The sequence below is a fragment of the Alteromonas sp. ABE4_545 genome, from assembly GCF_056161325.1.
In genome coordinates this window covers 1-14130 of sequence record NZ_JBSWYY010000001.1, presented here as the reverse complement: position 1 = coordinate 14130, position 14130 = coordinate 1, and the positions used below count along the sequence as shown (strand labels likewise).

The window sequence follows — 14130 nt, the reverse complement described above, 5'->3', positions numbered from 1 at the left end:
TAGCGCGTGTCAGTGAAGTGATTGAATCTGCGACTAAATGGATTAAGGCGCGATATGGTTGAGTAAGCCTTCGGAGGCCTCTTCGATGAGATCTAATACCAGCTCGAACCCCTTTGAACCACCGTAATAAGGGTCTGGCACTTCCTGTTCACTGGTTTTAGCAAACTCTAAAAACAAACGAATTTTGGGGTGGTAGATGGCTTCGCTCATTTTGCGAAGATTCTTCAAGTTTTCAGCATCCATCGCCAAGATATAATCAAACTCTGAGAAATCTTTATCGACGACTTTACGGCAACTGATACCGGTAAAGTCATACCCACGCGCTTCACCAGCTGCCATAGAACGCTTATCTGGCGCATGACCTTCATGAAAACCATGAGTACCAGCAGAATCGATAGTGATGTTTAACCCCCGAGCTGCGGCTTTCTGCCTAAATACCGCTTCTGCTGTGGGCGAACGACAAATATTGCCCAAACATACAAATAAGACCTTGGGTACAAAACCTGGCATAAATAAGTATTCCCTTTGTTAACTCTCTATTATGGGTTCGTTTGTGTGAACCCCTGAAATTTCACTGGCTTTCACGTAAACTGTGGTCATGCATTCTACCCAGCGTTTCTGATAATGCCAATGATACTCAACGCTGGGACATAATAAGGAGTCGATATGTCTGCACATGTATTAATGTTAAGTAGTTCTCGCCAAGGTAACGAAGCATACTTAGAGCACGCCGCACCAATGATAAAAACCCACTTGGGTAACATAACCTCGGTACTGTTCATCCCTTATGCAGGCGTTACCGTTTCGTGGGACGATTACACCCAAAAAGTTCAGAACGCGCTCCCTGATTTGAACGTGAAGGGCATTCATGAATATGAAAACCCTAAAGAAGCAATAGAACAAGCAGATGCCATTTTGGTTGGCGGTGGCAATACGTTTAACTTGCTCTCCACGTTGTACGTGAACGACCTAATCTCTTGCATACAGACCAGAGTTAAACAAGGTATGCCTTATATCGGATGGAGTGCCGGTTCTAATATTTGTGGCCTTACCATTCGCACAACCAATGATATGCCCATCATTCAGCCGCCGTCATTCAACGCATTACAATTTGTATCCTGTCAGCTCAACCCTCATTACACCGATTACCAGCCGCCCAATCACAACGGTGAAACCCGCGATGAGCGTTTAGCAGAATTTACTACTCTTAACCCCACCACACCGGTATTAGCCATTAGAGAAGGCACGGCGCTGCGTTTATCTGAAGGAAAATTAACCTTATTAGGTGAGCTAGGCGGCTTTTGCTTTTTAGGTGAGAGTAAAACGGCACTCACTTCAGGCGAAGACTTGAGCGCGTATCTCTAAGCACCAGTCTCTAGCCGAGTAACGCTATCCACCCATTGAGATGCTGCCAGTTGTCTGTTGATTGCTGGTAGCCTATTTCACCTAAACGCGGCGCAGGCATAGTCGCGTCTAATGTTGCAAGGTTTTCTTTGTAATACGGCATGTTCGGGTCAATTTTATTTGCTACCCAACCGGCTATTTCCAACCCATCGTGCTGAATCGCTTCGGCAGTCAATATGGCATGATTCAAACAACCTAGCCGCATTCCCACCACGATAATAACGGGTAGTTTAAGTGCCTTAACCGCTTCTGGCATCTGAGTATTGTTGGATAAAGGTAAACGCCATCCACCCGCACCTTCCATTAACAATACATCGGCTGAATATGATTGCAGATGACGATAGCCGCTAACGATGTCATTTACCGAAATGGTCTTACCCGCCAATTGTGCGGCGATGTGCGGCGCTATTGGCGGCTCAAAAGCAATAGGGTTCACCTCTTGGAGTGATGCTCCCACATTACTTGCGCTATGTAACGCCAACGCATCATCATTTTCTAGCCGCTCGTTTCGCCACTCACAGCCGGCAGAAACCGGCTTATAGCCGAGGGTGCGAAAACCTTGCGCTTGCGCACTATTGAGTAATTGGTGGGCGACATAGGTTTTACCGACATCAGTATCGGTACCGGTAATAAAAAAGGCTTTTTGCATAAAAATTCTTCGTATTTAATATTAAGCGGTGCGGTTTTCAAGCGACAAATGCAACACAGAATACGTTAGCGGTAACGTTCGACTACCGCGTTCTAACGCTAGCTGAGAGTAGGCTTGTTGTAGCTGATTGAGTTGTGTGCGTGTTAACGAAAGTGATACGCGCTGCGATGATGTTAACGTACCCGCCCCTACCCCTTTGATCGAACGAAGCAACTGAAACACATCCTCAAAGGTGTCGATATAATCAACTACCTTTGCGGCATTGATTACCATGCCATTGGCAACGCTCGCATCTAACCAATCATGTGCGTGACACATGTTATTTTCAGTACAGGGGAGATTCGCCCGTTTACGTGCTTGCGACAGTTCGCGAAAAGACCCTGCCACCATGATCGCTAAAGCGATCTGGCCTCGCTTTTTCGTAACACGGGCTATTTCTCGCATCACGGTATCCGGGCGCAAGCTCCACTGCAGCGCCATAGAAGAAAAGACGGCGTCGAACGTATTCGCTTTTAACGGCAGGGCTTCGGCATCCCCCAAACGGAAATTGATAGTTGGATAAGCCTTTTTCGCCTCATCCAACATCCCTTGTGCTAGGTCGACGCCCATTACTGTGTTGTTATTCTCTGCAAGGGTGTGAGTATGTCGCCCGGTGCCACACCCAATATCCAACACACTCATATTCTGCCAATTAGCACAGGGGGTTAACGCTTCTAGCGCAATCGTGTGCTGAATTTCAGCAATATGGTTGTATTGATGAGCGGCACGACTAAAAGCGTAAGCAATTTGTTTTTTATCTGCCCCCTGAAGGGCTGTCGGGCCGTCGTGTAACGCCATTACTTGCAGCCTTTTTCATTGTTGCTGTCACGCACAAGCACCAGTGCATCAACGAGTACCTGAATGTCTTGTTCGCCATGACTGGCACTTAACGTAATGCGCAAACGGTCCGTGCCTTTGGGTACCGTGGGATAACGAATAGCTGGCACCCAAATACCCCGCTGTTTCAGCCCTTCGCTCATGGCTTTAGCGGCATGCGGCGAACCAACAATCACGGGTTGAATTGGGCTGATAGAATCAGCCAATATTAGGCCCTCGCTTTTTGCAAGTTGCCTAAATAAAGCAATATTTGTGTGTAAGCGCTCACGTTGCTCACCATTTTGCATCACGTTAATCGCGGCCATGGTCGCAACTGCTTGCGCCGGAGGCAAAGCTGTTGAATAAATATAATGGCGAGCAAAGTTAACCAGATAATCAATCAGGGTTTGGCTACCCGCAATAAAAGCGCCACTTGTGCCTATCGCTTTTCCAAACGTCGCCATCACAATTGGGCAATCGTCTTGGCTCAGGGACAAAGCTTCAACAGACCCGAGCCCATTATCACCCAATACCCCAAAACCATGAGCATCGTCGAGTAGAAAAGCGCTTTCTGATTGCTTAGCTAACTTACTCAGCTCGGTTAACCGACCACAATCGCCATCCATACTAAATACCCCTTCAGAGGCAATAAGACGGGTTTCTGTATCTATTTTTTGTAGGATTGATGTGAGGTGTTCTAGGTCATTATGAGCAAACCGCTTTAACTGCGCTTTACTGTGCATAGCACCGTCGATAAACGAAGCATGCATGAGTTTGTCGCACACCACTGTGCCGCCCTCACTCAATAACGCTTGGCACAATGCCTGATTAGCGGCAAAACCAGAATTAAACAGTAGCACAGCCTCGCGATTCAGTTGCGTTGCTATGGTTTGTTCAAGTAACGCATGAGCACGACTATAACCAGTTACCAGTGGCGAAGCACCGCTACCGCCACCATACTGTGCCAGCCCTTCTACCCAGGCTTGTAACACCCCCTCGTGTTGGCGTAGGCCGAGGTAATCATTACTGGCAAAGTTGAGGTAGTGCTGATCATCTACGCCAATGATGCCATCACGCTCGTAGTCAATAGCAATACGCTCACGTAAATAGCCTTGTTCTGCGCGCTCAGTTAACTGTTCTGTTAGAAACGACAAACCGCGCATTAGGCCTCTGCCGATGCTGTAACTTTATTAGCTTTAGGCTGGGTAGCGTCGTAAAACAGCGCGCTGGTATCAGTAGATTGCTGTTCTATTTCTTCTTGTAGTGCCATTGCATGTGCTTCGTCTGAATAACCACGGGTACGTTCTGCATTTATGCCCAATTTACGGAACAATTGCACGTCTTCGTTGGTGTCTGGGTTTGAGGTGGTCAATAGTTTACACCCATAAAAAATAGAGTTCGCGCCAGCCATAAAACACATTGCTTGCATTTGTTCATTCATATTCTCACGACCAGCTGACAGACGCACGTGAGACTTTGGCATCATGATACGTGCTACCGCTATCGTGCGAATAAACTCGAACGGCTCTAGATCATCCACGTTATCTAACGGGGTGCCTTCCACTTTCACCAGCATGTTGATAGGCACACTCTCAGGATGCTGCGGCAAGTTCGCCAATTGCATCAATAACCCTGCGCGATCTTTCGCACTTTCACCCATTCCAACGATACCTCCAGAGCACACATTCATCCCAGCTGAACGTACATGTTCCAAGGTATTTAAACGGTCTTCATAGGTTCGAGTGGTAATAATGTCACCATAAAACTCAGGCGACGTGTCTAAGTTATGATTGTAATAATCTAGCCCAGCTTGTTTCAAAGCGAGGGCCTGATCGCGAGTCAGCATGCCCAACGTCATACAGGTTTCTAGTCCGAGCTTTTTTACTTCACTGACAAGCTTAGTCACGTACGGCATATCGCGTTCTTTGGGATTACGCCACGCAGCCCCCATACAAAAACGCGTTGATCCTGTGGCTTTTGCCTCTTTTGCTCGCTGAATAACTTTCTCTACTTCCAGCAAACGCTCTTTTTCCAAACCGGTATCGTAGCGCGCACTCTGCGGACAATATTTACAATCTTCAGGGCAAGCACCGGTTTTAATCGACAACAAGGTGCTCACTTGTACTTCGTTCGGGTTAAAATGTTGCCGATGAACTAATTGCGCTTGAAATAGTAAATCGTTAAATGGCAGGGTCAACAAAGCCTCAATTTCGGCCTTGGTCCAATCATGGCGAATTTCACCCGTGTTTACTGAAAGTTGACTAATCTGATCTGTGCCGGCTTGCATCGCCTACCCTTTACTCTAGTGAATTGCTCGCTTAGTCTATGCGGCAAGACAAAGTTGTCAACTCTGATGAGTTTTACAAATTAACTAATGGTTGCATTTTGAACAATATTGAATTTGATAAGCGTCATATTTGGCACCCTTACACCTCAGCGGTTAACCCACTTCCTTGCTATGAAGTCACTGGTGCTCAAGGTGTAGAACTCACGTTAGCTTCTGGGGAAGTATTGGTCGACGGCATGTCGAGTTGGTGGGCAGCGGTTCATGGCTACAATCATCCCGTACTCAACAACGCAGCACATAGCCAAATAGACAGTTTCTCCCACGTTATGTTCGGCGGCATCACCCACCAGCCCGCGATTGATTTATGTAAAAACTTACTCGCGATGGTGCCTTCGGGTCTGGAACGCGTGTTTCTTGCAGACTCAGGCAGTGTGTCGGTAGAAGTCGCGATAAAAATGGCCGTACAATATTGGGCTTGCCAAGGCCGTCCCGAAAAACACCGCATGATCACTCCGCGAAATGGCTATCACGGCGATACCTTTGCAGCGATGTCTGTGTGCGACCCAGTCAACGGGATGCATAGCTTGTTCAACAAGGTTCTGTCACAACATTTATTCGCCCCTGCTCCGCAAACACGCTTTGGACAAAGTTTTAGCGAAGACGACATTTTGCCGTTGGAACAGATGTTTGAGCAACATCATCACGAATTAGCGGCGTTGGTAATCGAGCCCGTTGTGCAAGGTGCCGGTGGGATGCGAATTTATCATCCTGAGTATTTAAAACGTTGCCGCCAATTATGCGATAACTACGATGTGCTATTAATTTGTGATGAAATAGCCACAGGGTTTGGACGCACAGGAGAACTGTTTGCCTGCCATCACGCCGATATTTCTCCAGATATTTTATGTCTGGGTAAAGCGTTAACCGGCGGCTACATGACACTCGCTGCCACCTTATGCACAGAAGATGTTGCTCAAGGTGTGTGCCAAGGTGAACCTGGCGTATTTATGCATGGTCCCACCTACATGGGTAATCCCCTCGCCTGTGCTGTTGCCAACGCCAGTTTAAACCTGATCAACCAAGGGCAGTGGCGTGAACAAGTGGCAAATATCGAATTACAATTGCAAAACGAACTCGCCCCCTGTCTAGCATTGCCAAGTGTGGCTGATGTCCGTGTGTTGGGAGCCATAGGGGTAGTTGAAACAAAAATGCCGGTTGACGTAGCGAGAATGCAAAAACGCTTTGTGGAAAGTGGGGTGTGGGTCCGCCCATTTGGCAAACTCGTTTATATCATGCCTCCTTACATTATCTCGCCGGCGCAGTTGCGTTTATTAACCCATGCAATATACAAAGCATTGAGTGACTTTTAATTTTCTTCAATTATCGGCATAGTACCTCCACTGTGCCGGTAAACTGCGAAGGGTGATCACATGATTGGACGCATTGTTGACAAAATTGTTTTTGCAGCGCTTTTTGTGGTGGCCTTACAAGTACCCATATTGGCTGACCACTATCGGCAATATCTCAGTGGTTATTTTGATGCGATGCAATCGGAAGTCGACGGGCTAACAAACCTTGCAAGCAGTAACGGCTATCCAAGCATTGACGCAATGATCCAAGCACTGAGCAACAATGAAGCTCAATTAGTCAGAGACGACGCCGCGCTTAAACAACAAACGCTTATCCGTTATGAACGAGCGAATGCGGGCTTGTCGGCACTTGATACATCCAATTATTTCAAACAAGCTTGGTATATGTTTCAACCCGCCCAATACCAAACCCTCAACCGAGTTTTAGCCAACTTTCAACCTTCAGTGCCCTTGCAGCCCTCAGCAATTGGCGCCAGCTTTATTGTCGCTTTATGTTTGAATTTATTGGTTATTTGTCCCGTTTGGCTAACCAAAAAAGTTCGTCGTAAACGCCAACAAGCCTATATCTGACCCTTCCGGTTTTAGCGCTTTTTATCGAATTGGTATCAAATTTGCTGCATATCTCTATGTATTCGCACTTAAAACGTGTTGAGAGACAACGAAAATTTGAGTCAGGCTACACAATTCAAGGCCTGCAAGCGGTAAAGAGGAAAAAAACATGGCCACATTAATGCACGATGAAACACTGGTAACTGGTCAGTTGTTGCAAATTAGAGACAAAGTTTTCGCAAAACGCCATTTGATCCCAAAATCAATGAATCAAGAGTGGCTACAACTCCTCGACAAAACGTCAGAATTAACGCCTGAATTTGTCAGTCAAACCAACGCTCGTGCACAATATGAAGGGGTTAAAAAAACCGCCTTCACAGGTTCAATAAACGACTTAATGACGATGTTAAAGGCACTTACCCGCTTTAATGACAAGTTGAAAAGCGCCGAAAAAAAGGCCTTAGCACATTAGTACTAAAGCCTTGCAAGATTTCAGAGTAAGCCGCTATTCACCTATTATGATTGCGGCTCTGATTTTGCGCTTCCCATAGCGGGTCATTTTTAAGAAGCTGTCGATCCCGATTGGAATGTGTTGCCCTTCGACACTTTGGGTCAATTCAGTACCATTGATAAAGTCAGCTTGGGTGAAATCGGGATCATGAATATACAAGCAATGCTTGTCCATACCCGTGATCACCACCCAATGAGGCGCTTTCTTTCGATCTAGCCCGTAGGTGCTGATCAAACATATCACGGCTTGACCCGCATTAATGGCCGACTGCACGTGCTCCACCTGCCAATCGATAAATTCAACGGGCATGTCTAGCTCAAGCGACTCGTCGAGAAACTCATTCTCCACCTCTCGGACAATGGCTTTCTTACTGTCATTGCGCACGCCATCTTCAAACAAAGGTAAGGGCTTATTCACAAGTACTGAAACTTGAAAGCCTCGATCTTTCGCTGCCAACGCCAAACCAATAGGATGACAACCACCATGCCCAGATGTCATAAAAATGGTTGTTGCACGACGCCAAATTGCCAGTTCTTCCTGTTGCGACATCGCATAACATCGCGAGGTAGCGGCCATTGCCATCATTAAACTCGCTGGTCCACACGTAAACTCTGTGGTTTGTTGATACCACGGATACTGTGCTAACCCCGCAGGCGTACTACGCCCAGTAAGGCGTTTTTGCATACGCAGAGCATCGGTGTCATCTTCGTAATACGACGGATATACACCAAATTGCTGGAAACCTAGCGTTTCATACAAACGAATAGCTTGATGATTTTCACTTGAGACTTCTAAGCGCATAAAACGCTTTCCTCTCCCCAATGCTTGTTCAGCGAGCTGATTGATCAAACCCGCTGCGACGCCTTGACCGCGTGTTTCTTCTAACACGGCCAAAGAATATAGACGCGTTAACTGAGTACCTCTGCGGCACAACAATAATCCGTACCCTTTTACTTGAGCCGTTATTTCTGTGCCATTACACGCCACAAACAACTCTGCTTGTGGCGCGCTTATATAGTGCTTTAACCGATGCCGCGGCAAGCGGTCGACCAGAAAGCACTGCTTTTCTATCTCGCACAAGCTGTCTAAGTCTGCCAGCTCGGCTTTGCGAAAGTGAAATGTCATCGCCCGCGTTGTTCCAAGCGATTAGCAAATTCCTGCATCACAATACTGTAAAGCTCTTTGCCCAAATATTTGTCTTCGACACCCGCGTCAATGCTGGGGTTATCGTTCACTTCAATCACGTACACCGTATTGCCACGCTGCTTAATATCTACACCGTACAGCCCGTTACCAACGGCCTTTGCGGCCTTCACTGCTGCATTTAGTACAGGTTTAGGTACTTCAAAAGTCGCCATGGTTACGAAGTCACCCGAGCTGAACTTATCGCCTTCATGGTGATAAATTTGCCAATGGTTTCTCGCCATAAAGTATTTACACGCGTAGATTGGCTTGCCGCCTAACACCCCAATGCGCCAATCGAATTCCGTAAACACGTATTCCTGCACTAACACTAACGCCGATTCCTTGAGCATTTCTTCAAGGCGTAGCCCTAGCTTCTCAACACTATCAACTTTATACACACCACGTGAGAAAGAGCTTTCTGGTAACTTTAATACCAATGGTAACCCCAAATTCTCAGCTAACGCCTGGCAAGTGCCAACATCAGAACGAGAGACAAACTCTGTGCGTGGCGCTGGCACTTGGTGATAACTAAAGGCGTCTTGCAAAAATACTTTGTTACAGCAACGCAATATCGATTGGGTGTCATCTATTACCACCAGCCCTTCACGTTCGGCTGCACGAGCTAAACGATAAGTATGGTGGTCAATGGCTGTCGTTTCGCGAATAAATAAGGCGTCGTACTGGCCTACATCGCGTGGTGACAATGACGTAACCACATCAACGTGAAAACCTGCTTTTTCACCCGCTTTAACAAAATTCGCGATGGCTTTGGCATCACTTGGTGGTGTGCTTTCTGTTGGATTAACCAACATCGCCATATCCCAGCGTACTTTTTTCACAGTGCGTTTGTTCACCCACTGCTGCTGAGTAAAGTCACGCAAACGGGTGGCAAACAACTGCTTGTCTTCTTCACCAAGTGCGTTTAATCCAACAGCTTTACAAATTACAGCCGTGTTACCGTCGTGTTGTACAACCGACAATTCGAGAATTGGGCAAGCAAATCGAGCAAATGCATTATGACCAATACTTGCTAATGAGGCGTTGTCTACTTCGCCAAAAAACACCTTGTACACACCACCGGCAATAAGGGCGGCGGTATTTTCAACATTTTCGGGTAATGCAAAACGCACCGTCAGTTCGTCTGACTCGGTAGCTAGTCGCAGGTCGTTGATGGTATTAACGCTGGGTAAAACCCGGTGGTTACGCGCCTCAGCAAGTAATGAGCAGTAGTAACCTTGGCTTAAATAACGTTCGGTGTCACACAAGTTAATGACACGCGTTTTCGGCTCATTACGCTGAGGAAAGTCTGATAAATATTGTGCAAAGCTGATGATATTGTCATCTTGCAAGTTAAGTTGGTTGACCTCATCGGTCACAATTAATGTGCGATACATTGAAAACGCTTCTTTTAGCCCAAAGGTAGGTTACAATTACAAAAAAGAGGGAGTTCCCTCACTACTCTGGCGTCTTAAACGCTATGAGTAATTGGCGCAAAGTCTACGTTAACGCGTTAAAATGCAAAGTGATTTGTGAACGGTTTATTTTTATCGTTACCATCAATTTTACGCATGGATAAAGACGTAGCTTTGCCCTGTCGAATACCAAGAAAAACGCCAAGGAGACATTATGTTGTTAGCGACTATCGCTATTGTTTTGGGACTGCCGATATTACTGTGGAGCGCAGATAAATTTGTAGCGGGCGCGGCTTCGGTAGCCAATCATTTTGGTCTCCCTCCCTTACTGATTGGAATGTTGATTATTGGTTTTGGTACTTCCGCACCAGAAATAATCGTTTCTATTTTCGCTGCAGTTCAAGGGAACTCGGGAATAGCGCTAGGAAACGCGTATGGCTCCAACATAGCCAACATTGCATTGATTCTCGGTTTAACTGCCATTATTAGCCCCATTGCCGTTCGCTCTGAAATCATCAAAAAAGAATTACCTGTCATGTTGGGTATTACCTTTTTTGCGGCTTGGCAAGTGTTCGATTTGGAAATTTCCAACGACGACGCTTTTGCGCTGATTGGGCTATTTATTCTGTTATTGTCTTGGAGCATTTGGCAGGGCCTGCAAGGCGATAAAGACGAGCTTGCCAAAGAGTTTGGTGACGAGATTAGCGCCAACAAAGCCGAACTGAAAATGAACATCGTATGGCTGTTAGTCGGTTTGGTTTTACTCATTGCCAGTTCACGAGTATTAGTATGGGGAGCCGTAGAAGTTGCCACCTTCTTTGGCGTGAGCGATACCATTATTGGCCTCACCATTATCGCAATTGGTACCTCTCTGCCTGAATTAGCTTCATCGCTTATGGCCGTTAAAAAAGGTGAACACGACATGGCTTTGGGCAATGTGATCGGCTCGAATATGTTTAATACTCTCGCCGTTGTAGGTATTGCAGGGTTAATTAAGCCAATGACAGTAGAACCGAGTTTCTTCTATCGCGATGTAACCATTATGCTGGTGTTCTCTGTATTACTGTTCATTTTCTGTATCGGTTTGAAAGGTCCAGGTCGCCTAAACCGGCTTGAAGGCGGCGCTTTTCTGCTGGGCTATGCCGCTTATACTTACTACCTTATTTCGTCCGCTTTTGTGGCTTAATACTTACTTGGTCAAGCTGGCAATACCCAAGGTAGTAATGCCAGCAAGTATAAATAAGTTTAACCCGTAACCGTCGCCCTTGCGGCGATTGCGGGGTGCTCTGAGCAATAAACACATAACGCTCATAGCAAAACAGGCTTGTAGGATCATCAACATAGTTTGCAAATAAGCAACACTCCAGCCTTCTTTTATCGCCAGCCCAGCAAAAATAGGCAACCCTGTGTATTGGTCTGGACGTGCGTAATGGTACAGCACAAAAGTAACCAACAACCCAAACCATGCCATCACATTCAAGCTAACGACTAAACGAAAAAGCTTGTCTTCACTTCGTGGCTTTGTTCTGCGATCAACGCCGTTATATTCAGTTGTGTCTATCAAAACCTACCCCTCAACTGTCTGGAAAGCGTCCCCGTGTTGGGTATACTAGCGACTATGAAATTTTTTATTTTTGGTATATCGCAGAGTACGTATTAACGAACCTTGTCTATTCCCGTGTATCAGTTTGGGTGAATGATGTTCACACTTTACCCAGCTGATGTACTCATATCGGCGAATCGTGCAAGAAGTTTAATATTGCAGGTGCAATCACGCTGGGGCTATGCGATGATGCCGGATTAACCCTGAATATAGATTGTTGGAGAACTAAAGAATGACGCATGCGCCCGTTGTCGACGTACTATCAGGTAAGTACGCTGTTGGCGAAACGGTGACGATTAAAGGCTGGGTTCGTACTCGCCGAGATTCAAAAGCCGGTTTATCTTTCATTGCACTGCACGATGGTAGCAGTTTTGACCCGGTTCAGGTGATCGCCTTAAATTCATTGCCCAATTATGCTGACGTACAACGTTTAACTGCTGGCTGCTCTGTTGCAGCGACTGGCGTAGTAAAAGAGTCACAAGGTCAAGGCCAGGCGCTTGAAATCGAAGCGACGAGCGTAGAAGTGATTGGCTGGGTAGAAAACCCAGACACTTATCCCATGGCCGCGAAACGTCACTCTATCGAGTATTTGCGCGAGCACGCACACTTGCGCCCTCGTACTAATGTTATTGGTGCAGTGACTCGTGTTCGAAACTGTCTGTCACAAGCGATTCACCGCTTCTTCCACGAGCGTGGCTATTTTTGGATCAGCACACCAATATTGACCGCTTCTGATACGGAAGGCGCAGGTGAAATGTTCCGCGTATCAACGTTGGACATGATGAACATTCCTCGCACTGACAAAGGCGACGTAGATTACTCTCAGGACTTTTTCGGCAAAGAGACTTACCTGACGGTATCAGGTCAGCTCAACGTTGAAACCTACTGCACAGCAATGTCTAAAGTGTACACCTTTGGTCCAACATTCCGCGCAGAAAACAGCAATACCTCGCGTCACTTGGCTGAGTTTTGGATGATTGAGCCAGAAGTGGCCTTTGCCGAACTGAGCGACGTCGCACAACTTGCTGAAGATATGTTGAAGTACGTTTGTAAAGCCGTGCTTGAAGAGCGCGCCGACGACATGGCCTTCTTCGCCCAACGTATTAACAAAGACGCGATTTCTCGCTTAGAAAGCTTAGTAAACAGTGAATTTGTGCGTATGGATTACACCGACGCAATCGACATTCTTCAAGCCAGCGGCAAAGAATTCGAGTTCCCTGTTGAATGGGGCGTAGATTTATCTTCAGAGCATGAGCGCTATTTGGCTGAAGAGCACGTAGGTGCGCCAATCATCATGCAAAATTATCCGAAAGACATTAAAGCCTTCTACATGCGCATTAATGACGACGGTAAAACCGTTGCAGCGATGGATATCTTAGCGCCAGGCATTGGTGAAATTATTGGTGGTTCTCAGCGTGAAGAACGCTTAGACGTGTTCGATCGTCGCTTAGAAGAGATGGGCCTAGACAAAGAAGATTACGGTTGGTATCGCGACTTACGTCGTTACGGTACAGTCCCTCACTCTGGTTTTGGTCTCGGTTTCGAACGCCTAGTGGCTTACGTTACTGGTATGCAGAACGTACGTGATGTGATCCCATTCCCACGTACGCCTGGTAACGCCAACTACTAAGTTTACTTTATTCGATTGAAGGCGCCGTAAGGCTGTCTCTTATACACAAATCCCCGCTAAGAAATTAGTGGGGATTTTTTTTGAACATTATCTCTTCACTCTGATCAGATCTTGTAACTTGGTTGTGAGAGTAAATGATGATGGAAATTGCACAGTGGTCTAATAATACTTTTGGAAAAGCCAATTTAGGCGATCCCCGTCGCACTGCACGTTTGGTAAAGTTGGCGGTATCGTTAGCCAGCTCACCAGGAAAACCTATCGTGAATATCACACAATCTCCCGCAGATATGGAAGGCGCGTATCGCTTTATTCGTAACGAACACATCAAAGCCTCTTCTATTGCCGAAGCTGGATTTGATGTGACGGCCTTGAGCGCCAAGTCTTATGAGACTTTGCTGGCTTTGGAAGATACGACCACCATTAGCTATAGCCATAAATCGGTTCGCTCAGACCTTGGACATGTGAATCAGGGAAACCGGTATCGAGGACTACTCGCCCACAGTATTCTGTTGTTCGCACCGGAGAAAAAGGAAGTCATTGGCCTCATAGAACAAACGCGCTGGACGCGGGACATAAATACACGAGGGAAAAGACATCAACATGCTTCTACCCCGTATGAAGAAAAAGAAGGTTTCAAGTGGGAAAGTGCATCGGTAAACATGGCTTCGCGGTTGG

15 protein-coding genes are annotated in these 14130 nt (G+C 46.5%); 7 read left to right on the top strand and 8 right to left on the bottom strand.

The features are described from left to right. Window positions 1-42: 42 nt before the first annotated feature. Window positions 43-510, bottom strand: a complete 468-nt coding sequence (locus tag ACXAH6_RS00075) for a low molecular weight protein-tyrosine-phosphatase (RefSeq protein WP_474874589.1) — start codon at window positions 508-510, stop codon at window positions 43-45. 156 nt (window positions 511-666) lie between these two features. Between ACXAH6_RS00075 and pepE the strand changes: the two genes are divergently transcribed. After that, window positions 667-1365: a dipeptidase PepE gene (pepE, locus tag ACXAH6_RS00070; RefSeq protein ID WP_474874588.1), complete on the top strand. Its 699-nt coding sequence runs from the start codon at window positions 667-669 to the stop codon at window positions 1363-1365. A 10-nt stretch (window positions 1366-1375) separates the two neighbouring features. Here pepE and bioD read toward each other — a convergent pair whose 3' ends face one another. Genes bioD through bioB form a run of 4 tightly spaced genes read right to left on the bottom strand, consistent with a single transcriptional unit; the run spans window position 1376 to window position 5195 of the window. Beyond that, window positions 1376-2053, bottom strand: coding sequence for a dethiobiotin synthase (gene bioD, locus ACXAH6_RS00065; RefSeq protein WP_474874587.1), 678 nt, complete (start codon window positions 2051-2053; stop codon window positions 1376-1378). Between the two features lie 21 nt (window positions 2054-2074). Continuing rightward, entirely contained in the window at window positions 2075-2890 is an 816-nt protein-coding gene (locus tag ACXAH6_RS00060) for a methyltransferase domain-containing protein (RefSeq protein WP_474874586.1), read from the bottom strand. Then, window positions 2890-4071 carry an 8-amino-7-oxononanoate synthase gene (bioF, locus tag ACXAH6_RS00055; protein WP_474874585.1) on the bottom strand — a complete coding sequence of 394 codons (1182 nt, stop codon included), beginning with the start codon at window positions 4069-4071 and terminating at the stop codon, window positions 2890-2892. The genes ACXAH6_RS00060 and bioF overlap by 1 nt, the downstream gene beginning before the upstream one ends. Further along, window positions 4071-5195, bottom strand: coding sequence for a biotin synthase BioB (gene bioB, locus ACXAH6_RS00050; RefSeq protein WP_474874584.1), 1125 nt, complete (start codon window positions 5193-5195; stop codon window positions 4071-4073). Before bioB ends, bioF begins: the two co-directional genes overlap by 1 nt. Window positions 5196-5293: 98 nt before the next feature. Between bioB and bioA the strand changes: the two genes are divergently transcribed. The 3 genes from bioA (at window position 5294) to ACXAH6_RS00035 (ending at window position 7586) form a co-directional block, all read left to right on the top strand. Further along, window positions 5294-6565 (top strand): adenosylmethionine--8-amino-7-oxononanoate transaminase, encoded by a 1272-nt coding sequence (bioA, locus tag ACXAH6_RS00045; protein ID WP_474874583.1) that lies wholly within the window; start codon window positions 5294-5296, stop codon window positions 6563-6565. A 60-nt stretch (window positions 6566-6625) separates the two neighbouring features. Continuing rightward, window positions 6626-7135: a DUF2937 family protein gene (locus ACXAH6_RS00040; RefSeq protein ID WP_474874582.1), complete on the top strand. Its 510-nt coding sequence runs from the start codon at window positions 6626-6628 to the stop codon at window positions 7133-7135. A gap of 148 nt (window positions 7136-7283) precedes the next feature. Beyond that, window positions 7284-7586: a hypothetical protein gene (locus ACXAH6_RS00035; RefSeq protein WP_474874581.1), complete on the top strand. Its 303-nt coding sequence runs from the start codon at window positions 7284-7286 to the stop codon at window positions 7584-7586. Between the two features lie 33 nt (window positions 7587-7619). Here ACXAH6_RS00035 and ACXAH6_RS00030 read toward each other — a convergent pair whose 3' ends face one another. Next, entirely contained in the window at window positions 7620-8750 is a 1131-nt protein-coding gene (locus ACXAH6_RS00030; RefSeq protein ID WP_474874580.1) for a GNAT family N-acetyltransferase/peptidase C39 family protein, read from the bottom strand. Next, complete coding sequence (locus tag ACXAH6_RS00025) at window positions 8747-10204, bottom strand: RimK family protein (RefSeq protein WP_474874579.1); 1458 nt, start codon at window positions 10202-10204, stop codon at window positions 8747-8749. The genes ACXAH6_RS00030 and ACXAH6_RS00025 overlap by 4 nt, the downstream gene beginning before the upstream one ends. 232 nt (window positions 10205-10436) lie before the next feature. Between ACXAH6_RS00025 and ACXAH6_RS00020 the strand changes: the two genes are divergently transcribed. Continuing rightward, window positions 10437-11408, top strand: coding sequence for a calcium/sodium antiporter (locus tag ACXAH6_RS00020; RefSeq protein ID WP_474874578.1), 972 nt, complete (start codon window positions 10437-10439; stop codon window positions 11406-11408). Between the two features lie 3 nt (window positions 11409-11411). Here the strand turns inward: ACXAH6_RS00020 and ACXAH6_RS00015 are convergent, their stop codons facing one another. Continuing rightward, complete coding sequence (locus ACXAH6_RS00015) at window positions 11412-11786, bottom strand: hypothetical protein (protein ID WP_474874577.1); 375 nt, start codon at window positions 11784-11786, stop codon at window positions 11412-11414. A gap of 271 nt (window positions 11787-12057) precedes the next feature. On the opposite strand from ACXAH6_RS00015, the gene asnS reads away from it, so the two are divergent. Next, a complete protein-coding gene (gene asnS, locus ACXAH6_RS00010; protein ID WP_474874576.1) occupies window positions 12058-13455 on the top strand; it encodes an asparagine--tRNA ligase in 1398 nt (465 codons plus the stop codon). Window positions 13456-13595: 140 nt separating this feature from the next. Further along, a partial coding sequence (locus ACXAH6_RS00005) for an IS4/Tn5 family transposase DNA-binding protein (protein ID WP_474875029.1) occupies window positions 13596-14130 on the top strand: 535 nt, incomplete at its 3' end.